This window comes from Collinsella sp. CLA-ER-H6 (assembly GCF_040092305.1).
In the GTDB taxonomy this organism is placed as follows: domain Bacteria; phylum Actinomycetota; class Coriobacteriia; order Coriobacteriales; family Coriobacteriaceae; genus Collinsella.
The window spans coordinates 102,129-122,267 of sequence record NZ_JBBNLS010000007.1; the positions used below are offsets into that span (position 1 = coordinate 102,129).

The 20,139-nt window shown below is 58.0% G+C and carries 17 protein-coding genes and 1 pseudogene; 9 read left to right on the forward strand and 9 right to left on the reverse strand.

Annotated elements, in window-relative coordinates:
- Window positions 1-2: 2 nt before the first annotated feature.
- The 4 genes from AAAX77_RS04655 (at window position 3) to AAAX77_RS04670 (ending at window position 7,421) form a co-directional block, all read left to right on the forward strand.
- Window positions 3-677 carry a response regulator transcription factor gene (locus AAAX77_RS04655; RefSeq protein ID WP_349105004.1) on the forward strand — a complete coding sequence of 225 codons (675 nt, stop codon included), beginning with the start codon at window positions 3-5 and terminating at the stop codon, window positions 675-677.
- Window positions 674-1,825: an ATP-binding protein gene (locus AAAX77_RS04660; RefSeq protein WP_349105005.1), complete on the forward strand. Its 1,152-nt coding sequence runs from the start codon at window positions 674-676 to the stop codon at window positions 1,823-1,825. The genes AAAX77_RS04655 and AAAX77_RS04660 overlap by 4 nt, the downstream gene beginning before the upstream one ends.
- 67 nt (window positions 1,826-1,892) lie before the next feature.
- The gene (locus AAAX77_RS04665) at window positions 1,893-2,897 is read left to right on the forward strand and encodes a LuxR C-terminal-related transcriptional regulator (protein WP_349105006.1); all 1,005 of its coding nucleotides are present in this window, start codon (window positions 1,893-1,895) and stop codon (window positions 2,895-2,897) included.
- A gap of 156 nt (window positions 2,898-3,053) precedes the next feature.
- Window positions 3,054-7,421 (forward strand): hypothetical protein, encoded by a 4,368-nt coding sequence (locus AAAX77_RS04670; RefSeq protein ID WP_349105007.1) that lies wholly within the window; start codon window positions 3,054-3,056, stop codon window positions 7,419-7,421.
- A gap of 89 nt (window positions 7,422-7,510) precedes the next feature.
- On the opposite strand, the gene AAAX77_RS04675 is transcribed toward AAAX77_RS04670, so the two are convergent.
- The 3 genes from AAAX77_RS04675 to AAAX77_RS04685 form a co-directional block, all read right to left on the reverse strand.
- Complete coding sequence (locus AAAX77_RS04675; protein WP_349105009.1) at window positions 7,511-7,651, reverse strand: hypothetical protein; 141 nt, start codon at window positions 7,649-7,651, stop codon at window positions 7,511-7,513.
- Between the two features lie 105 nt (window positions 7,652-7,756).
- The gene (locus AAAX77_RS04680; protein WP_349105011.1) at window positions 7,757-8,095 is read right to left on the reverse strand and encodes a hypothetical protein; all 339 of its coding nucleotides are present in this window, start codon (window positions 8,093-8,095) and stop codon (window positions 7,757-7,759) included.
- Between the two features lie 9 nt (window positions 8,096-8,104).
- Window positions 8,105-8,335: a helix-turn-helix transcriptional regulator gene (locus tag AAAX77_RS04685; protein WP_349105013.1), complete on the reverse strand. Its 231-nt coding sequence runs from the start codon at window positions 8,333-8,335 to the stop codon at window positions 8,105-8,107.
- A gap of 319 nt (window positions 8,336-8,654) precedes the next feature.
- On the opposite strand from AAAX77_RS04685, the gene AAAX77_RS04690 reads away from it, so the two are divergent.
- Together AAAX77_RS04690 and AAAX77_RS04695 are read left to right on the forward strand one after the other, a co-directional pair.
- Complete coding sequence (locus AAAX77_RS04690) at window positions 8,655-10,652, forward strand: toprim domain-containing protein (protein WP_349105014.1); 1,998 nt, start codon at window positions 8,655-8,657, stop codon at window positions 10,650-10,652.
- Between the two features lie 45 nt (window positions 10,653-10,697).
- Window positions 10,698-12,938, forward strand: coding sequence for a DNA gyrase subunit A (locus AAAX77_RS04695; protein WP_349105015.1), 2,241 nt, complete (start codon window positions 10,698-10,700; stop codon window positions 12,936-12,938).
- A gap of 98 nt (window positions 12,939-13,036) precedes the next feature.
- On the opposite strand, the gene AAAX77_RS04700 is transcribed toward AAAX77_RS04695, so the two are convergent.
- Entirely contained in the window at window positions 13,037-14,326 is a 1,290-nt protein-coding gene (locus AAAX77_RS04700; protein WP_349105016.1) for an ATP-binding protein, read from the reverse strand.
- A 165-nt stretch (window positions 14,327-14,491) separates the two neighbouring features.
- Window positions 14,492-15,022, reverse strand: coding sequence for a flavodoxin family protein (locus AAAX77_RS04705; protein ID WP_349105018.1), 531 nt, complete (start codon window positions 15,020-15,022; stop codon window positions 14,492-14,494).
- Between the two features lie 321 nt (window positions 15,023-15,343).
- On the opposite strand from AAAX77_RS04705, the gene AAAX77_RS04710 reads away from it, so the two are divergent.
- Window positions 15,344-16,264, forward strand: a complete 921-nt coding sequence (locus tag AAAX77_RS04710; protein ID WP_349105019.1) for an LPXTG cell wall anchor domain-containing protein — start codon at window positions 15,344-15,346, stop codon at window positions 16,262-16,264.
- A 128-nt stretch (window positions 16,265-16,392) separates the two neighbouring features.
- Window positions 16,393-16,767 (forward strand): hypothetical protein, encoded by a 375-nt coding sequence (locus tag AAAX77_RS04715; RefSeq protein ID WP_349105020.1) that lies wholly within the window; start codon window positions 16,393-16,395, stop codon window positions 16,765-16,767.
- A gap of 77 nt (window positions 16,768-16,844) precedes the next feature.
- On the opposite strand, the gene AAAX77_RS04720 is transcribed toward AAAX77_RS04715, so the two are convergent.
- Both AAAX77_RS04720 and AAAX77_RS04725 read right to left on the reverse strand, forming a co-directional pair.
- Window positions 16,845-17,816: an alpha/beta hydrolase gene (locus AAAX77_RS04720; RefSeq protein ID WP_349105022.1), complete on the reverse strand. Its 972-nt coding sequence runs from the start codon at window positions 17,814-17,816 to the stop codon at window positions 16,845-16,847.
- A 2-nt stretch (window positions 17,817-17,818) separates the two neighbouring features.
- The gene (locus AAAX77_RS04725) at window positions 17,819-18,586 is read right to left on the reverse strand and encodes a carboxymuconolactone decarboxylase family protein (RefSeq protein ID WP_260698985.1); all 768 of its coding nucleotides are present in this window, start codon (window positions 18,584-18,586) and stop codon (window positions 17,819-17,821) included.
- A 265-nt stretch (window positions 18,587-18,851) separates the two neighbouring features.
- On the opposite strand from AAAX77_RS04725, the gene AAAX77_RS04730 reads away from it, so the two are divergent.
- Window positions 18,852-19,292 (forward strand): MerR family transcriptional regulator, encoded by a 441-nt coding sequence (locus AAAX77_RS04730; RefSeq protein WP_349105024.1) that lies wholly within the window; start codon window positions 18,852-18,854, stop codon window positions 19,290-19,292.
- Between the two features lie 12 nt (window positions 19,293-19,304).
- On the opposite strand, the gene AAAX77_RS04735 is transcribed toward AAAX77_RS04730, so the two are convergent.
- The gene (locus AAAX77_RS04735; protein ID WP_198019899.1) at window positions 19,305-19,535 is read right to left on the reverse strand and encodes an ATP-binding protein; all 231 of its coding nucleotides are present in this window, start codon (window positions 19,533-19,535) and stop codon (window positions 19,305-19,307) included.
- A 355-nt stretch (window positions 19,536-19,890) separates the two neighbouring features.
- Window positions 19,891-20,139: pseudogene (locus AAAX77_RS04740) on the reverse strand (IS30 family transposase); the annotation flags it as partial.

The following is a 20,139-nucleotide window of genomic DNA, read 5'->3' on the forward strand; positions in this document are numbered from 1 at the left end:
TTATGCGTATTTTGATCGTCGAAGACGAGCGAGCACTGTGCGATGCAATCGCGCGCAGCTTGCGAAACTTGGCGTACAGCGTCGACTGCTGCCACGACGGACAGGAGGCGCTCGACCTGCTGGGCGTCGAAGTCTTTGACCTCGTGGTACTCGACCTCAACCTTCCCCGTATCGATGGCATGGCCGTGCTCAGGGAACTTAGGAAAACCGACTGCGAGACCAAGGTACTGATTCTGTCCGCGCGTGGCGAAGTATCCGATAAAGTCGCCGGACTCGATGCCGGCGCCAACGATTACCTTACCAAGCCGTTTCATCTGGACGAACTTGCGGCAAGGATCCGCAGCCTTACCCTCAGGCGCTTCGCACAAAGCGACATAGTATTAACCTGTGGAAAGCTCCGCTTTGACACCAAGGCGCGCATCGCTTCCGTGGACAGCGAGGCTTTATCTCTTACGCGCAAGGAAACGGGAATCTTGGAATACCTGATGCTCAATCAGGGGCGTCCGGTAAGTCAAGAGGAGCTTATCGAGCACGTTTGGGATAGCAGCGTGAACAGCTTTAGCAACGCAACCCGCGTTCATATCTCGTCACTCCGCAAAAAGCTACGCAGCGCATTGGGATACGACCCGATTCGCAATCGGATTGGAGAGGGCTACGTTATGGAGGATAGCGAATGAAAAGGCTTTCGCTGCAATGGCGCATAACGATTATGACGGCACTGCTCACGTGTGCGGCGTGCGTGCTGACGAACTGCCTGGTCGGCTATACGGGCATGCGCTACATGGATGCTATCGGCAGCGACGTCTCGGCCCTTAGCGCAGCCGGCGAAGATTCGCCCCAAGCGTTCGACCCAACGAAAGCGACCCTCGATGACGAGGTCACGATCGTCGTAAACGACGCACAAGAGTCTTTTGGCACGACAGCCTGGTACATCACGGCTGGAGTCACACTCCTTGGCGGCGCGCTGGCATACTTTGCGAGCGGCCACGCGCTCAAGCCGCTACGGGATTTTGCCGCCCAGGTAGAGCGTGTGCAGCCTGACAACCTAAGCGAAATCAGACTCAGTGAAGATGTGCCCACCGAGCTTCAACGATGCAGCGCCTCTTTCAACGGCATGATCGCCCGTCTTGGCGAAGGATTCTCTGCACAGCGTCAGTTTACCGGCAACGCCGCACACGAGCTGCGCACCCCGCTCGCCCTTATGCAAGCGCAGATTGAACTATTCATCTCCGAACACTCCGGTTTGCAACCCGAAACAGCCGAGCTGCTCGGCCTGCTACAAGAACAAACCGAGCGAATGCCGCGGATGACCAAGGCATTACTCGAGATGAGTGAGCTTCGCAGCATTCCTTGCGGGGACGCTGTTGAACTCGGTCCCTTGTCCGAAGAGGTCCTCACCGACCTTGCGCCACTTGCCGAGGATAAGGACATAACCCTCGATTGCGCTGGAGACGCTTTAGTAATCGGCAGCGACACGCTCCTCTATCGGCTGGTGTTTAACCTGGTCGAAAATGCCATCCGTTACAGCCGCCCCGGCTCGACTGTCAACGTCTCCATCAGCGACAACGACAGCAACGTGTTCCTGCGAGTCGAGGACCAGGGCCCGGGAATACCCAAGAAGTACCGAGAGAGCATCTTCCAGCCGTTCTTTCGCCTGGATAAATCCCGCAGCAGGGCATACGGCGGCGCAGGACTCGGGTTAGCGCTTGTTTGGGAGATTGCAGCGCTTCACGGTGGCACGGTAGAGGTCGAAGAAAGTTCCGAGAACGGGACCACCATGCTCGTAAGCCTTCCAAAACGATCCGCAGCGTCAACCGAACAGTAAAACGAAAGGGGTCCCGAGCAACAGGAGTACAATTGCTGCATTGTTGCCAGCTGTTGGGAGATGGAAGATGGACTGCGATGGCTACCCATGCGTTCCCATGCCGTTGATGTGCACCGCCTTTGTGCCGGGGCAGATTGACGCTGCGGTTGCAGGCATTTCCGACCCCGATTCGCGCGCCATTGCCACGGCAGAAGCGTTGTACTTTCGCGGGCAGGCCACCCTTGCTGCCAAGACGGCGCGCCCCTATCTTGACGCCACCGATCCCGCGCTGCGCTATTCCGCATGCTTTATCTGCGGATACGCCAGTCTGTCGCTCAACCGTATCGCCGACGCCCGCCGGTGCCTTGCTGGCATCCTCGATACGCCAACTGACGAGGAATCGCCCGCCGTCCACGCCACGCATATTCTGTTCGCCTCGGCCGCGAGCGTCCTACTGCACTTGCCTTCCCCGTATTCCGCCGAAGAGTTTTATCCACTTGCGGCGCATCTGCCCGAAGGCCTGCGCCTGTTCGCCAGCTACGTGATGGCGCACGCCTTGTACCTGCGCGGCGAATACGGCCGCAGCCTGGGCATGGCGGAAAACGCCCTGATCATGAAACAGGGAAGTTATCCCATCTCGGAACTGTTCCTGCACCTGGCAGCCTCCATGGCATGCATGAGCCTCAAGGACATCGACGCCGCAAAAACGCACTTCGGGGCTGCTTGGAACATTGCGCGCCCCGACGGCCTTATCGAGCTCATTGGCGAGCACCACGGCCTTTTACAGGGACTCATCGAGGCGTGCCTAAAAACGCAATACCCTGACGACTTCGCGCGCATCATCGAGATCACGTACCGCTTCAGCTACGGCTGGCGGCGCATCCACAACCCCGATTCGGGCGAGGACGTGGCCGACGATCTAACGACCACGGAGTTCACCATGGCCATGCTCGCCTGCCGCGGATGGACCAACGCCGAAATCGCACGCCATATGGGAGTATCCTCGGGCACCGTCAAAAACCGCCTATCCGGCGTATACGCAAAGCTTGGCATCGGCACACGCGCCGAGCTAGTCGCGCATATGTTGCGTTAGCGACCGGGCTGCCAGGCGCATCGAACGCGTTCCGGAACCCCGGCGCTTCGCTCAATCAATTTGGACATTTTGACCCTTGAACGGCACTACCGCCACGGGGCGACTTCTCGCAAAATTGGATTATTTCCACCGATACCTGCGGGATGGGAGCCAAAGATGCTTGATCGCCGTTCGCTACTTGTTGCCGGAGCGTCCTCGCTAGCGAGCATTATGTTGCCGCGCGTGCCAGGAAGCGCAAACGCCTTCATATTGCCGTTCGCGCCCACCGAAGCCTATGCCGATGAAAAAGACCCCTTCAGGGTGCTCGTTCTCTCGCGCACCATGTTCGGTGCGGTCGTGGTCGACGTCGCCAACAAGAATACGCCCATCACGGGTGCCCAGGTCACGCTCACATCGCGCTATGCCGCAGGCAAGCAGCTCACCGCCACGACCGATGACGAAGGCACGGCCATCTTTGAGATCGCCCCTCTTTCGGAAGGCTACGTGGACGAGGTAACGCTTCTCGACGCGTACGACTTTAACGGCGGCATTTCCATTAGCATGGCGGGCTACCGTGATGTCGAGATTCCCCTTGCGCGTATCCAGGGCGGCACCGCCATAACCGCGCCCACGCGTCCGCTTTCCGACAGCGATCCGTACTTTCGCCAGCTCACATTCGACGAATGGGACATCCAGTACGCCGACGCCACGTTTATGGCAATGCCGAAGGACGACACGGCAAACGAGCAGCCCGATACGCATGCCTTTACCGTGCAGGCACATCTGCCACAGGGTGGACAGGCAACGCTGCGCATCAACAAAGTGACGCCTGCCGCGGGCAGCTCATCCGAAACCGTCACGCAGATCGGCCAGATCAAGGCCAGCGCATCGGGCGCGGATAATCTGGCGACGTTCACGCTCGAAGACAAGTTCCTCGATACAACATCGGGCCTTCTGGAAGAAGGGTGCAAGCTGCGCTTCGTCCTCGACTATCAGGACAAAACCTACACGCTCTCCTCCCCCATGGCCGTTGTCACCGCGCCGGCCGCAAAGGCGGAATCGGGCTCGACCACCATCATTCCCACCACCATGGACCAAGAGATCACTCCGTTTGATTTTCCGGCGGCGTTTCCCGGCATCGGCGGCAATAAGTTCACGTGCTGGATGCCCTCGTTCCCCATTTTGTTCGATTTCTCGTTTGCCGGATACGTGCTGTTTGGCGGAGGATACAAACCGGTCGGCTACATGAACGATTCGGGCAATCCGGATCCGGAATACTGGAAGAAATCGCCGCGTGAGTCGGGCGCCAAGCAGGCAAACCGCTACCTCGACGAGATGGAGGGGAAGTGGAATCAGTACAAAAGTATGAGTGCCGGTTCGGGCACCGATCCAAGAAACACCAAGCTGCTTCGTCACCACTGCACGCTGCTGTTTACGATGGATATCGCCACACAGCTGTACGGCTCGCTCGCCTACGATTGGGTGGGCAAAACCTGGGGCAACAACAATGACCCCGCATACGGCAATATTAAGGCACTCTTTCAAGTAAGAACCGACCTCAATTGGACCGAGCAGTTTACCCTAGGACCGGTGCCGTTTTTCCTAAACGTCAACCCCTGGGTGCTGGCGAAGCTGGCGCTCGCCGTGGGTGCCCACACGCACGGCAGCGGCGCGGCGTTTTTTAAAAACATTTCGCTCGACTATTCAAACACCTCGGGCTCGTTCACCATCCAGATCGGGCTTGCCGTCACCTTTGGCGCCGGCGTTGCAGGCGTCGCTTCGTCTGCCGCGCGCGGCGCCGCATCCCTCACGCTGTTCATTGGGTACGAGAAGGCAGATGGACACCAGCTTCCGCGACTGCGCGTAGGTGCAGACGTCGATGTCGATGTGATACTCCAGTTCGTAATGTTCAAGTGGACCACCAAGGCTTGGTCGGGGTCGTGGCCCACACTCCTCGATTCGTGGAATATGTCGGTGAACAATGGCAACCAGTATGTGCTCCAGCGCTCTGAGCTCGCATTGGGTGGAGATACGCCTTACACGTTGGATGCCCGCTTCGGCACGCCCGGCAACATCGAGGCGGGCGGCGTGCCGCAATTTATCGCATCGGCCACCATCGTCACCAACGCCGAGCTACTCGCACGCGCCGAGGTTAAGGCCACCGCCGTAAACGTCGCGCCTGTCGTGCGCGATTGGGATCAAGCGGTCACGCGCATTGAGCTCGAGGCGGATGCTGAAAGCGACGACACGGGACAGATCGAGCATTTCGTCCACGCACTGATAGGGAACGACGAAAACGCCGCGCCGATGTATGAGTACATCTATATCGGGCAGGCGACGAACGCTGTTGCGGACCCCAACGCCAATTCTGCTGGTGTATCGGAGGACGAGCGTGGCGGCATCAAGCCCTCGAGCGACAACGTGCTGTTTTCCGGCGTGCTCAGCGAAGCTCACATGAAGCTGGCAATGATCGCCGGCGTAGAATGCCTGTTCCGTATCGCCTCGGTGCGCTACGGCGACAATGGCCGCTCGCGCCTGGTGGTACATACAAAGACGAACGGCACGTGGTCCGCTCCCACGCCTGTGGACTTTCCCCTTGGGTTTGGCGAGGGCGACGTGGAGCGCGACGGCACATACGATTACGACTTCGACGTGGTGGAATATACGGACGGAAGAGGAAACCAGGACGCCTACGTGCTGCTGGTCTCGGGCGAACGTCCCGCCGGCGACAACACCCTTTTCGATACGGCAAGCACAGCCGGCATACTGTCCGTTGTGCGCCTGCGCATAAGCAATAACGAAGTTCGCGTGATATCGCACACGTCATGGCGCAGCATCTCGCGCGGCCGTCTGCAAGAGGATGGCTACCATTGCCTGCAGTGCCCGCGTATCACGGTGGGCAAGACGCTGGTCGACGGACGTCTGTCGGGCGCCTACCTCCACCGCCGCGGAACCACCGCAGAAAAGGCGTTGGGCACCGAGGCAGAGGTCGCGCTGGAGTGCTTCACCCTGTGGTCGGATGATTTGGGCGACAGCCTCACGTTCCGTCAGGTCCTCCGCTTTCCGCAAGCGCCATCGAGCATCGAGCTGGGCGTACCCGAGAATATCAACGGCAAAATGGTGGTGCCCGTTGCATACGAAACTGCAAACGGTTGTGGCTGCGCATCGTATGCCGTGATCGGCCAGTCCATCGCGGGTTGGGGCGTTATGCCACCAGATGCCACAGTACCCCACGCGGTGCCGTGGCCACAACATTCGGGCTTTTTGGCAACCGTCAACGAGCAACTGCAGCATATTACTTGGACGCGAGGAGCATCGGCATTTGCAACGCAGCCCGTGGGTGCCGCAGGCTGTGGCCCGGCATCGTTTAGCGTAAGCAACAACGGCAGGTGCGTGCTCTATGTAGAGAACACCGATGGCAAGGTGGGGCAAACCTACGACGAAGAAGGCAACCCGGCAGCAGTGATGGGCAAGCACTTCCGCATCTTCGCCAGCACCTTGGCAGGCGATCTGTTCACGGAGCCGTTCGTGATGTGCGAGCTGGACCATCCCGTCGATCAGATAACGACATTTTTGACGTCGGGAGGCATGCTCTCCGCGCTCGCCACGCACATTGTGAGCGCGGAGAAGAGCGAGGCAGAGCTGCACGGCATCGAAGTGCCCTTGGTGGCGTGTGCCACTCCGACGGGCGCGGTCGCTACCTCGGGCGCAGTGGTGCCCGGAGCAGCAGGCGAATCCTTCATGGTCACGGTGCGAAACGACGGCAACACCTTGCTGACCGCCGGCACGATCGATCTGTACCGAGAGGGCTCCAGCCAGCCGTTTTCCAGCGCATCCATCGGGTTCGGCGCGAACGCACGCATGGCTTCGATCTTTGATCCAGAGCTTGCCGAGGACGCTTCGGACAACGATATGGCACGCGTGAAATACGCGCTCGAGACGCTGGGCGCGCGTTTTGCAACGCACCCGCTGGTAGCCGACAACGGCAACGCCGTGCTGGCACCGGGTTGCACGGCACAGTTCCGCATGAGCTTCGCCATCCCCAAGAGTTGGGGCGACGAAGTGGGCAAACGCGTCACGCTGTATGCGAAGGCGCGTGACCTGGTAGCGCTCGATCCCGTAACGCTCGAGGAAATTCGACCGGGCGCAAACTCGGCGCTGGGTGCCGTACTGCATGAGCTTCATGTGCCTGACGCGGCATGCGAGCGCTCAGAAGTTCAGGTCGGCGTATGCGGCAGCGCGGATACGACAGGACTTCACGACGCCCCGATGACAGCAGACGGCGATGGCGGCTCGAGTGGCGGCGGTACTGACGAGAGCGGCGGCTCCGGCGGAAGCAGCTCCGGCAGTGGCAAGGACCACGGCAATAACAAGCGCTCCGGAAAAGCGGGCGCGCTTGCGGGCACGGGCGATGTCAACGCTCCCCTTACGGCAGCCGCTGCAGCACTCGCCGCGGCAGGCGCCGGCCTCATCGCCTACAGCGCCCGCCGCACTGTGCTCGAAACCGACACCGCCAATGAGGTCAATTCGGATAGGCCTCGCTAGCTCCTAGTTACTTTTGTGAGAGACGTCGACTCGGCTCATCGAACATCAAATGGGCTGGTTCTGGATACCCAGAGCCAGCCCATTACGCATTAGATATCGTCAGAGGAGTCGAGTTCTGCCTCGAGCTTGGCGCGACGCTTTTTCGCCGTGAAAAACGTTGCGCACAGGACGGCAAACGTGGCCGCGAAAATCGTCGCACCGCAGAACACGCCCGTGGCCAGGTTCGCCAACCAAAAGACGCTTTCGAGCGGTACGATCTGTGCCTCAGCGATACAGCGCATTGCAGCAATAACAAGCGCGAACGCGGTGCCGCTAAGGCAGCTGACAAGCAGGAATTATCCAACAGGAAGATGCTCGGTTTGCCCAAAACGATTGGTATCGACATAGCCCTTCCGCGTTTGCAGTCCTGCGCAAATCAACATCACGAGAACGAGCCACAAATACATGGCTGCCTCGAACGGCGTTGCAAAGCCATGCGGCATTTCACTGGCGTCGCTGTGAACCCACGCAACCTGTCGAGCTATAAACTGGTAGAAAAAGATCATCAACATGCCAAACGAAAGCAGCACGAAACCAATCTTGTAGATTTTTGCGCTCTCAGCTTCCAGGCGCTCATCCTTTGGGCCGGCATATTCACGCCACTTTTGCACGAGTTTTAAATCTTCAAATTTCATAGTGGACTCCTAAAGAGCGTTAGGGCCGGCATCGATTTTGTCTTCCCAAAACAAGTCGTTCAACGTAACGCGCAGCGCTTTACAGATTGCCACACACAAGTTGAGCGTGGGGTTGTAGCCGCCCGCCTCGATAAGGCCGATGGTCTGGCGCGTAACGCCCACGGCCTCGGCCAAGCCAGCTTGCGAAAGGCCAACCGCCGCGCGCGCCGCCTTCATGCGTAGGTTCCTTTTGCCCGGCATGGAGTTCCTTTCGTAGTAATGGACAGATATCCGTTGCAACATGACAGAAATATATTGCATATATCAGACAATGTCAACTATATCTGTCATTATGGAAACCATGTCTGTCATCACCATGCGGACATTACAACTTCGGTTCACTATTCAAACTTACTCGGACAGAACCGACTCGGTTTTGTCCGAGTAAACGAATCTCCATCGAACTCCGAACGATTGTTCGATGGATTTCGTGTTGGTTGGAATCGTCTGTGGGCTGGGCTATGCTACCTTGACTATCTATATGACTAAAACGCAGCAAAGGAGCACCGAGAAAGCGAGTATGGCAAAAAACACCGCAAACTATGGTAACGACAGTATCCGCCAGCTCAAGGACGAGGAACGCGTACGTCTGCGCCCCGCCGTCATCTTTGGCTCGGACGGACTCGATGGCTGTGCACACGCTGCCTTCGAGATCCTGTCCAACGCCGTTGACGAGGCGCGCCAGGGCTACGGCAAGCTCATCACCCTTACCGCCTTTCGCGATGGCTCCATTCAGGTAGAGGACAACGGCCGCGGCTGCCCGCTCGACTGGAACCCTTCCGAGAAGCGCTTTAACTGGGAGCTCGTCTTTTGCGAGCTCTACGCCGGCGGCAAATACAATAACAACCAGGGCGGCGACTACGACTTCTCGCTCGGTACCAACGGCTTGGGTTCGTGCGCGACCCAGTATGCCTCCGAGTACATGGATGTCACGGTTTGGCGCGACGGCAACAAATACTCCCTGCACTTTAAGAAGGGCAAGGTTGTCGGCGCCAAGAAGAAGGCACTCGAGATTGAGCCCAGCAATGAGGACCGTACCGGCACCACCATCAAGTGGCGCCCCGATCTTGAGGTCTTTACCTCGATCAGCATCCCCCACGAGTGGTATCGCGAGACCATGCGCCGCCAGGCCGTGGTCAACGCCAACGTGACCTTCCGCCTGCGTATCGAGGGCGACGACGGCGAGTTCTCCGAAGAGGACTTCTGCTATCCCAAGGGCATCGAGGACTATGTGCTCGAGAAGGTCGGTACCGACTACCTCACCGAGCCCTTCTTTATCGAGGCCGACCGTCGCGGTCGCGATCGCGAGGACCTGCCCGATTACAACGTAAAGATCACCGCGTGCATGTGCTTCTCGCGCACCTTCACGATGCAGGAGTACTACCACAACTCCTCCTGGCTCGAGAACGGCGGCTCGCCCGAGAAGGCTGCCCGCAGCGCCCTCACCAGCGCCATCGATGCCTACATCAAGCAACAGGGCAAGTACAACAAAAACGAGAGCGGCATTAAGTGGCAGGACGTCCAGGACTGTCTGGTGCTGGTGACCAACTGCTTCTCCACCCAAACGTCCTACGAGAACCAGACCAAGAAGGCCATCAATAACCGCTTTATCCAGCAGGCCATGACGGCATTCTTTAAGGAGCGCCTCTCGACCTATCTGATCGAGAACAAAGACGCTGCCAACAAGATCATGGAGCAGGTGCTCATCAACAAGCGTTCGCGCGAGAACGCCGAGAAGACGCGCCAGAGCATCAAAACCAACCTGCAGCAGAAGACCGACATGGCCAACCGCGTGCAGAAGTTCATCGACTGCCGCTCCAAGGACAAGAGCCGCCGCGAGATCTACATCGTAGAGGGTGACTCGGCAGCAGGCGCCATCCGCACGTCGCGCGATGCCGAGTTCCAGGGCGTTATGCCCGTCCGTGGCAAGATCCTCAACTGCCTGAAGGAGGACTACCCGCGCATCTTTAAGTCCGACATCATCATGGACCTCATGCGCGTGCTGGGCTGCGGCGTGGAGATCAAAGACAAGCGCATCAAGAACCTCGGCGCCTTTGACCTGGACAACCTCAACTGGAACAAAGTCATCATCTGTACGGATGCCGACGTCGACGGTTATCACATCCGCACGCTCGTGCTCACCATGCTCTATCGCCTGGTGCCCACGCTTATCGACGAGGGTTACGTGTATATCGCCGAGTCGCCGCTCTACGAGATCAACTGCAAAGAGAAGACCTACTTTGCCTACACCGAGCTCGAGAAGAACGGCATCCTCAAAGAGATCGGCGACCAGAAGTGCTCGATCAACCGCTCCAAGGGTCTTGGTGAAAACGATCCGGACATGATGTGGCTCACCACCATGAACCCCGAGACGCGTCGCCTGATCAAGGTGGAGCCCGAGGACGTCACCAAGATGGAAACCATGTTCAACCTTTTGCTGGGCAACGACGAGGCAGGCCGCAAGCGCCATATCTCCGAGCACGGCAAGGAATATCTGGACCAGCTGGACCTGCAGTAGCAGCAAATCGATAACGACGGCCCATAAGAAGTTCAAGAGGAAATCGTGGCAAAGAAGAAGACGAAGAACCAGCCCAAGAAAAAGCAGGTCAACGCCGAGAACGTCATCGGCCTGCACTCCGAGGTCACCGATCAGCCGATCACGCAGACGCTCGAAGTCAACTACATGCCCTACGCCATGAGCGTCAACGTCTCGCGTGCGTTCCCCGAGATTGACGGCTTTAAGCCCTCGCATCGCAAGCTGCTCTACACCATGTACAAGATGGGTCTGCTCAAGGGCGAGCGCCAAAAAAGCGCCAACATCGTGGGCCAGACCATGAAGCTCAACCCGCACGGCGACGCCGCGATCTACGAGACGATGGTGCGTCTGGCCACCGGCAACGAGGCGCTGCTTGCCCCCTTCGTGGAGTCGAAGGGCAACTTTGGCAAATACTATTCGGGCGACCTGAGCTACGCCGCCTCGCGTTACACCGAGGCCAAGCTCTCCCCCATCAGCGCCGAGATCTTCAAGGACATTGACAAGGACCCGGTCGACTTTGTCGACAGCTACGACGGCGCCATGAAGGAGCCGCGTTTGCTGCCCACCACGTTCCCCAACATCCTTGTCTCGGCCAACAAGGGCATCGGCGTCGCCATGGCGTCCGACATCTGCGGCTTCAACCTCAACGAGGTCTGCACCGCCACGATGCACTACCTGCAGGATCCCGACTGCGACCTGCTCGAGTACATGCCCATGCCCGACTTCTCGACCGGCGGCGAGATCATCTACCGCCGCGAGGAGATGGAGAAGATTATTGAGACCGGCCTGGGCAGCTTCCAGATCCGCTCCCGCTGGCGTTGGATTCCCGAAGAGCGCATTATCGAGGTCTACGAGATCCCCTACACCACCAAGACCGATGTCATCATCGAACGCATCGTCAAGCTCTCCAAGGAAGGCAAGGTCAAGGAGATCGCCGACATCCGCGACGAAACCGACCTTTCGGGTCTGCGCATCGCCATCGACCTTAAGCGCGGCGTCGACCCCGACAAGCTCATGGCCAAGCTCTATCGCTCGACCACGCTACAGGATTCGTTCTCGTGCAACTTCAACGTGCTCGTCGATGGCTATCCCCGTGTAATGGGCGTGCGCCAGATCCTGCACGAGTGGGTCAAGTGGCGTATTGAGTCCACACGTCGCCGCATTAACTATGACCTGGGCAAGAAGTCCGAGCGCCTGCACCTGCTGCACGGCCTCGAGGCGATCTTGCTCGACATCGACAAGGCCATCGCCATCATCCGCGGCACCAAGCTCGAAGCCGAAGTCGTGCCCAACCTTATGAAGGGTTTCGACATCGACGAGACCCAGGCCGAGTTTGTTGCCGAACTTAAGCTCCGCAACATCAACGAGGAGTACATCCTCAACCGCACCAAGGACATCGCCAAGCTCGAGGGTGAGATTGCCGAGCTTGAGGAGATTCTCTCGAGCGAAGACAACATCAAGAAGGTCATCAGCGATGAGCTGGCAGCAGTCAACAAGAAATATGTGATGCCGCGCCGCACGGGCAGGATTGAGCCCCATGAGGTCATCGAGGTAAGCCTGGAGCCCGAGGTCGAGGAGTACCCGGTCACCATCATGCTCTCGCGCGATGGCTACCTTAAGAAGATGACGGACCGCGTACTCAAGAAGGCCACCACGCTCAAGTACAAGGACGGCGATAAGCCCTTTATCGAGTTCCCATCCTCCAACACCCACGAGCTGCTGGTCTTTACCAACAAGAGCCAGGTGTACAAGTGCAAGGTTGCGGCTTTTGAGGACACCAAGTCGGCCCAGCTGGGCTCGTACCTGCCGACCGATCTTGAGATGGAACCCGACGAGAGTGTCATCTGGGTCATCGACCCCGAGGACTACAAGGCCGACGTGCTGTTTGTCTTTGAGAACGGCCGCGTGGTGCGCGTCGCACTTTCTGGATACGTCACCAAGACCAACCGCAAACGCCTCAAGAACGCCATCTACGGTGGCAGCAAGCTGCTGTATGCCCAGGTGCTCAACACAGATCGTGACATCGCGCTGGTCTCGAGCGACTATCGTTTGATGAACTTCAACACGTCGCTGCTCAAGACCAAGACGACCACCAACACGCAGGGCGTCCAGGCCTTTACAGCCAAGAAGGGTCGCTCGGTCACCACCGTCGGCACGACCGAGGAGATCCTTGGCGCCGGCGTCTCGGCCGAGAAGTTCACCGCGCAGAGCCTCCCCTCCGCCGGTGCCCTTATGAAAGAAAACGACATGCCGAGCCTGTTTGACTAGGACGACAGCAGTCGAACTGGTCCAAGCCACAAACCAACGGGGCCCGGAGCGCAGTAAATGCCGCGCTCCGGGCCCCATGCATTACAGCAGCATCATCCCTATAGACAAAATGCCGCATAAAGTGGAACAGACATAAGTCCATCATTCATTCCAAAGGGCTTAGTCGATAGCCTGATAAGGCGCACGCCCGGATGGGTCTTTTTAAGTGAGGACAGGCTTCGAGATCTTGTGTTCTCCCCCGCCTTGACTTCAATCGCAGACAAGCATCCCTGCTTCTCTACTACAAAGTCGATTTCCGCACGATTATCTCGCGCCCAATAATGCAGCGGATAGCCCATGGCTGAAAGCTGTTGGGCAACGTAGTTTTCGGTAAGTGCACCCATGAATGTGCCGCCGATGCCGGCAAGAATATCGGCGCGTTGAGCGCCGGCCTTGGAGACGAGCAGCCCCGTATCCGCCTGATAGATTTTAAAAGCAGAAGGGTTAACGAAGGCCTCTAACGGGCTTTCGATCTGCCCGACTAGGCTGCAGCGCGCCACCGTACCCGACAATACAAGCCAGTCGAGAGCATTTCCAAAGAGAGACGCATTGCCCCCCGCTCGCACTACCTTGTATTGAAATTTACGATTCTCTTTGGCAAGCTGCTGTGGAATGGAATCGAAGCACGCACGCGTCTTTGCGCTCAAGCGTTCATCAGCATATTTATTGGTGTCGGCGGAATATCCGTCGAGAATAATCCGATGCTTTTCGGCCACATCAATGATTGACTGATCATCGATGTACGTTTGGACCGCCTCGGGCATTCCGCCAACAACAAGATACTGTCGATAGAGCCCAAGCGCCTTTTCATGAAGGCTTGGCGCAAGAGGTCCCATTGACTCGAATGACGAGCGTATCTCGTCGACCAGCTGATCGTGCCCCATCGCCCAGAGAAACTCCTCGAAATCGAGCGGAGTCATCTCAATCAAGTCGGTCTTTCCAACGGGGAACGAATACGACTGATGGTTAATGGCAACCCCAAGAAGCGACCCAGCAGCCGCAACGTAATACTCGGGAGCATCTTCGCAAAAGTATTTAAGGGAAGTGAGCGCTTCCTCGCATGCCTGGATCTCGTCAATGAACAGTAAGGTTTTGCCAGGCACGATACGCTGTCCCGTACGAGCCTCGATCGCGCGTACGATCGAATGAGGGTCAAGACCGCCCGAAAAATCTGCTCGTGCCGACCGGTCGTTCTCAAGATTAACGTAGACAACCGATTCGAAAAGATCCTGGGCGTACGTTCTGAGCAGATAGGTCTTGCCACACTGGCGCACGCCTTTGACCAGCAAAGGTTTTCTATCAGCCTTGTCTCGCCATTCCCTAAGGAGCTCGTCTGCCTTGCGACGCATACGCAACCTTCCCTCATGAATTTCTGTTTAACAATATTTTAACGCGGATTAATTTGTTTTCAGTTATTTTTCTGCGTTTAAAAATTGTTCTATACGGTACTTGAGGGAATACACCCCTATTCATATACTCGCGATACAACCGATTGCCATGTGTTCTTCTTGCCCTTAGGCCAGCTTGCGAGCGAGCTCTCGCACCTCTTCCAACTTGGGCGACGATGCCATGCTGTCGCGCTCGGTCATACCGCTAACGGTGACAATGCCCTGGTCCTCCCATTTGCAGTACGCGCAGGTTGACTTGTACATAGCGATCGCCGCATCATAGACGCCCTCGCTGTGGCTATCGAGCAAAAGGGCCGTCTTGGTGAACGGGAAACCCGTGGCACCGAAGGCGTACAGGCGGTCAATGGCGGCTTTCTCCTGCGCAGTGATATCAAACCAGTAGATAGGCGAAGCGAAGACAACCATGTCGGCGTCTTTCAGCGACTCGATCACGTTGGCCATGTCATCCTTCTGCACGCAAGTGCCCTCGTGGGCGAAGCAATACTGACACCCCAGACAACCAGCGATTTTCTTACTGGCAACGCGGATGACCTCGACCGTATGGCCACCCTCACGCGCGGTCTCAGCAAACGCCTCGACCATGGTGTCGGTATTGGCGCCCTTGCGCGGGCTACCGCTCAATACAACGATATTCATAAGAATCTCCCTTCTTCATGCCGCAGGCGCGCGGCATACATTTCGTTGTAACCAAAACGGATGGAGCTATTCAGTCGTCTGTAGATCGCATCTCTCGTTCGTGTTCTCTAGACACAATCTCATTGCCTGATAACTCCTCGGCCACCTTGATTCTCTCTCCGAGAATTGAACAGCAAATCGTTGCTCGCAAAGTATCGACTGTGAGAAAATTAGCTTGAGCTTTCTCCCTGCTCGCATAAGCGTTCGCGTGAAAGAGCCTAGCCGCATCGGCCAGGCGCAATATAGATCCGCGGAAACCGGCCTACGAACAAGGAGCGTCTTATGTATGGACAGCATGTTGCACCGCAGACCCATAACAAACGGACTGGCCTGTCTATCCGCGACGTCAAGCGTCATGCAGACGCCAGAATCGCCGCCTTCGGAGTAAGCATTCTTGTGGCAGGACTGCTTTTGCTACCCTGCGCAGCACTGGCGACAGAAATGCCCGAAACCGATGTCGCAGCACCCATTACCTGCGACGAAGCCAACGCGGAAGGCAGCCTCACAGCTACCACCGTTGTCGACCATAACTATGACCTGGAGCTCCCTCCTGCCTTCATGTTGGTCCAGAATGAGGCGTTTGTATACGATTTCCCCGACAAACCCGAAGACTTCATCTACGGGCTTAACGACACCGTCCTTCTCTTCAAGATTGACACCGATACCGAAGGCCTTATAAAAACCGAGAACCCCAAAGAGGCCAGCGTCTCTATTGCCCTGACCATGATCGACAATCACGTTAGAGCAACCGCAGTCTTTACAGGCGGCTACGCCGACGACCAAATCCCTTACAGGCTGAACCTCATCAGCTCAACTCACCTTAGCACACACGTTGACCGTGACTTCGACAGCGGGCAGGGGATAATGCACGAAACGCGGCACGATTACTACATCCGCTACGTCTTCGACAGCGACGTGCACTTGATTGCAACCGATACGAGCGGTTCCAAACCCGATCCAAGTGTTAAACCGAGCCCAGAGGTCAAACCCGAACCGGAAACCAAGCCCGAGCCCACACCGCAGCCCAAGGCAGACAAGCCCGCGGCAAATCCCGTTTCCACTAAGGCAGTAGCGGCGGTTAAACCAGCCGGGACCACCTTGCCCGCGACGGGCGACAACGGTGCGATGGCAGCCGCCCTGAGTGTTGCCGGTGGCGTAATTGCAGCAGTTGGCATTTCCGCAACAAGGCGTCGCAACCGCTAGCCAGCATTTCGTACCCCGCAGACAAAGCTCTATCCCCGCTCCGATGAGCTTTACTCACCGAGAAGTTTCTTCCCCACGGAAATGAGTTTCTTTCCAACGGCCGCCTTCACGCCAATCATTACAACCACGTGGGCAGTGCGGGCTTCGAGATCCGCAGCGATGATGTCCCCCGATGCCCGCACTGCGGCTGGCAGCTTGTGCCGTGGGTGCGAGACGACACGTTTTTGCTGGGCACGGTATGGCGCGAGAGTCTCGAACGATACGAGCGCTTCGTGCGCGAGCGCGGTAGTAGCCGCGTGCTGTTGCTGGAGCTCGGCGTGGGCGAGATGACCCCCGGCATCATTACACTCCCGTTCTGGAGCATGACCGCAAAGCTGCCGGATGCGCACCTGCTGAGCGTGAACATCTCGGGCGATTCGGCTCCGCTGCAGCTTGGAAGCAAGGCAGAGGCGATCCAGGCAGACTTGGGTGCCTTGTTCTCGGCGGCGCGGGCCGACGACTAGTAGCGCGGCGAGGCGTCTTGCCGCAAACCGTCCTCGCTAAATGCATGACCGTTAATAAGTAAAAAGCAAGGTGCGTCTTATTTCAAATACTCCTCAAAGAACGCTTTCAGCTTTCCAAACGGAATGACGTCCATCTGATCGTAGAGGTCGGTGTGGCTGGCACCGGGGATAATGAGCAATTCCTTGTTGTCCCCCGTCAGCTTGGTGTACGCGGTTTCGCTGAAATAGCGGGAGTGTGCTTTCTCGCCATGCACCAGCAATACCGCAGAGCGAATTTCGCTGCTGTATTGCAAAATCGGCATATTCAGGAACGGCAGCGAGGACGTCACATTCCAACCACCGTTGGAGTTCAGGCTGCGGGGATGGTAGCCTCGCGGAGTTTTGTAGTAGGCGTAATAGTCCGCTACAAACTGCGGCGCGTCCTCCGGTAGCGGATCGACCACGCCGCCCGCCAGCGCATAGCCGTCGTTTTTATAGTCCTCGGTGCGCTGCACGTTCAACGCTTTCCGCTTTTCAAAGCGCGCCTGCTCGGAATCCTCGGCGTCAAAATAGCCGTTTGCGGTCACGCGGGTCATATCGTACATGGTCATAGCCGCGGTAGCTTTGATACGGGTGTCGATGGCCGCCGCATTGACTGCCATGCCGCCCCAACCGCAGATACCGATAATGCCGATACGCTCCGGGTCAACGCTTTCCTGCACGGAGAGGAAATCCACCGCTGCGCAGAAGTCCTCGGTGTTGATGTCCGGGGATGCCACATAGCGGGGCGTACCGCCGCTCTCGCCGGTATAGGACGGGTCAAAGGCAATTGCGAAAAAGCCCAGCTCCGCCATTTTCTGCGCGTACAGACCGGAGGACTGCTCCTTCACCGCGCCAAACGGGCCGCTGACGGCGATGGCGGGCAGCTTGCCTTCCGCGTTCTTAGGCACGTACACGTCGGCAGCCAGCGTGATGCCGTAGCGGTTGTGGAAGGTCGCCTTGCTGTGCTCAACCTTGTCGTTTTTGGGGAACACCTTGTCCCATTCCCGCGTCAGTTTCAACTGCTCCATGCCTAAGCCTCCTTGTCAGTCGCTTTAAGGTATTGCTCGTCGTCCACGGGCTCCAACCACTCGTTGGAGGCCTCCTCGCCCGGAACCTCCACTGCGAGATGGGAGAACCAGCTGTCGGGCGCCGCACCGTGCCAATGTTTCACACCCGGGGCGATGTTGACCACGTCGCCAGGGCGCAGTTCCTGTGCCGATTTGCCCCATTCCTGGTAAAACCCTCGACCGGCCACGCAGACGAGGATCTGTCCGCCACCGCTTTTGGCGTGATGGACGTGCCAGTTGTTGCGGCAGCCGGGCTCGAACGTCACGTTGTAGACGCCGACCTGCTCGGTGGAAAGGGGCGCGAGGTAGCTTTGCCCGATAAAGTACTTCGCAAATGCGTCGTTGGGGGCACCGATGGGAAAAGCCATCTCGTTTTGGTGTCGGGCCTTTGCGTCGGTGCCGTCGCCCTCGTCCGCCCAGACCTCCTTCGCCATGCGGAAGGCCGCCCATGCCTTGGGCCATCCCGCATAAAACGCCGCGTGCGTAAGGATTTCCGCTATCTCCGTCCTAGTCACGCCATTGTTCCTTGCGGACATCAGATGGTATTGGAACGAAGAGTCCGTCAGTCCCTGCGCCATCAGGGCCACCACCGTCACCACGCTGCGGTCTCGAAGGGAAAGCCCGTCTTCTCGGCTCCACACCTCGCCGAACAGCACATCGTCATTGAGCTGTGCAAATTTGGGGGCAAAGTCCCCCAGGGCATCCCTGCCCGCCGTCTGCTTAATCGTCATGTTTGATTCCTCCTGTCGATGGTTTTGAGTGCAAAACTGCTTCCGCGCAACTAAGCCGCGCCTAGACTCCCATGCCCATTCGTCGCGCCCGGTCAAGAGCGGGATGCCCGGCGATTTCGCCCACGCCGTTCACGCCGCCGGCGAAAACCGTTTTGCCCATTACGGACCACCCCTTGCGCTACCGATTTGTATTGACGAGAATGAAGGTAATACCTAAACCTGACTTTAGGTCAAGGAATGTATTCGAGATTTATTCGGAGGGGCCATGTACACAATCGGACAGGTGGCGGAAATGTTCGGCTTGCCCGCCTCAACGCTGCGGTATTACGACAAGCAGGGATTGTTCCCGGGGCTGGAGCGGACGTCCGGCATTCGCCGATTCGGCGATACGGAACTCGAGGCGCTTCGGGTCATCGAATGCCTGAAGAAGGCGGGAATGGAGATCAAGGACATCCGTCTGTTCATGGAATGGTGTGCAGAAGGTCCATCAACATACCCCCAGCGCAAGGCCATGTTCGAGGAGCGGAAGGCCCACATGGAGTCGGAGATCGCGAAGATGAACCGTGCCCTGGACATGTTGAAGTTCAAATGCTGGTACTACGAGCAAGCGATTCAAGATGGCAGCGAGGATAGGCTGGAGGCGCTGATTCCCGACAATTTGCCGGAAGAGATCAAAGAAGTCTACGAGAACGCCCACGCTCGATAATGCCGACCGATCTCAAGGGAATTCGGTGAGGAGTCCTCTTCGGTTAGTGATGTACTTCTTCCCCTTGATGTCGTAGCGCTTCGCCTCATAGAAGGCGAAAGCGTCGCGGAGGTACGAGATATAGCGCCCGACGGTGACGTGGTTGGTGGGAACCCTGTTGGCGTCGAGGACGTTGGCGATGTTGTTGGGCGAGTTGAGGTTGCCGGAGTTGTCCATCATGTACTCGGCCAGCCTCTCCAACACGGTGGAGTCGATACGTATTGCGGTCTACCCAAGCCATAATCCACTCCTTCTCGGTTTCGAAACTCGATTATTTCTAAAGTTTCGAAACCGAGAAGGCAATGTGCACAAGGATGCATCAAGGAGCGAATGGTTGATTTCCGATCTCAGCCGAACACTTTGAGCGGATAGGCCGTTCCCGCAGTTAGCTGAACGCCCCCGCGGCCCCTCCTGGGGTCCGGGGGCGCCGTTTTCCCAGTTGAAGGAACGGTGGAGATGTGTTTCGATAGGTCCGGTGGCCATGCTCCGCCCGCCGCCCGGCACCTCTTCCCAGACTCAGCCGGACGGTCGGTCCGTCTATTCCGTTTTTCCTTCTAGCCTAGGCCAGCGGGGCATCGCCCCTCTCGGCGCGCGCCCTCTCGATGAGCCCCGGCGTCAGGTCGAGATCGCCGAGCGCCACGTCCTCCACGCCGTAGGCGTCCAGCAGCGCCGCCGCGTCCTCCCCGAGCATCGCCCTGAAGGCCCTGGCGGGCGTCGAGAAGCCGAGCGCGCCGCGGGGCTCGGAGTTCACGTGCGACATGGCCAGCGCCAGGTCCGCCGGGGCGAGCCGGTCGAACCTGAGTCCGGA

Bases quoted from the DNA above. Each gene is read 5' to 3' on its own strand.
- AAAX77_RS04655 (WP_349105004.1), top strand. From the start codon at position 3: ATGCGTATTTTGATCGTCGAAGACGAGCGAGCACTGTGCGATGCAATC.
- AAAX77_RS04660 (WP_349105005.1), top strand. From the start codon at position 674: ATGAAAAGGCTTTCGCTGCAATGGCGCATAACGATTATGACGGCACTG.
- AAAX77_RS04665 (WP_349105006.1), top strand. From the start codon at position 1,893: ATGGACTGCGATGGCTACCCATGCGTTCCCATGCCGTTGATGTGCACC.
- AAAX77_RS04670 (WP_349105007.1), top strand. From the start codon at position 3,054: ATGCTTGATCGCCGTTCGCTACTTGTTGCCGGAGCGTCCTCGCTAGCG.
- AAAX77_RS04680 (WP_349105011.1), bottom strand. From the start codon at position 8,095: ATGAAATTTGAAGATTTAAAACTCGTGCAAAAGTGGCGTGAATATGCC.
- AAAX77_RS04685 (WP_349105013.1), bottom strand. From the start codon at position 8,335: ATGCCGGGCAAAAGGAACCTACGCATGAAGGCGGCGCGCGCGGCGGTT.
- AAAX77_RS04690 (WP_349105014.1), top strand. From the start codon at position 8,655: ATGGCAAAAAACACCGCAAACTATGGTAACGACAGTATCCGCCAGCTC.
- AAAX77_RS04700 (WP_349105016.1), bottom strand. From the start codon at position 14,326: ATGCGTCGCAAGGCAGACGAGCTCCTTAGGGAATGGCGAGACAAGGCT.
- AAAX77_RS04705 (WP_349105018.1), bottom strand. From the start codon at position 15,022: ATGAATATCGTTGTATTGAGCGGTAGCCCGCGCAAGGGCGCCAATACC.
- AAAX77_RS04710 (WP_349105019.1), top strand. From the start codon at position 15,344: ATGTATGGACAGCATGTTGCACCGCAGACCCATAACAAACGGACTGGC.
- AAAX77_RS04720 (WP_349105022.1), bottom strand. From the start codon at position 17,816: ATGGAGCAGTTGAAACTGACGCGGGAATGGGACAAGGTGTTCCCCAAA.
- AAAX77_RS04725 (WP_260698985.1), bottom strand. From the start codon at position 18,586: ATGACGATTAAGCAGACGGCGGGCAGGGATGCCCTGGGGGACTTTGCC.
- AAAX77_RS04730 (WP_349105024.1), top strand. From the start codon at position 18,852: ATGTACACAATCGGACAGGTGGCGGAAATGTTCGGCTTGCCCGCCTCA.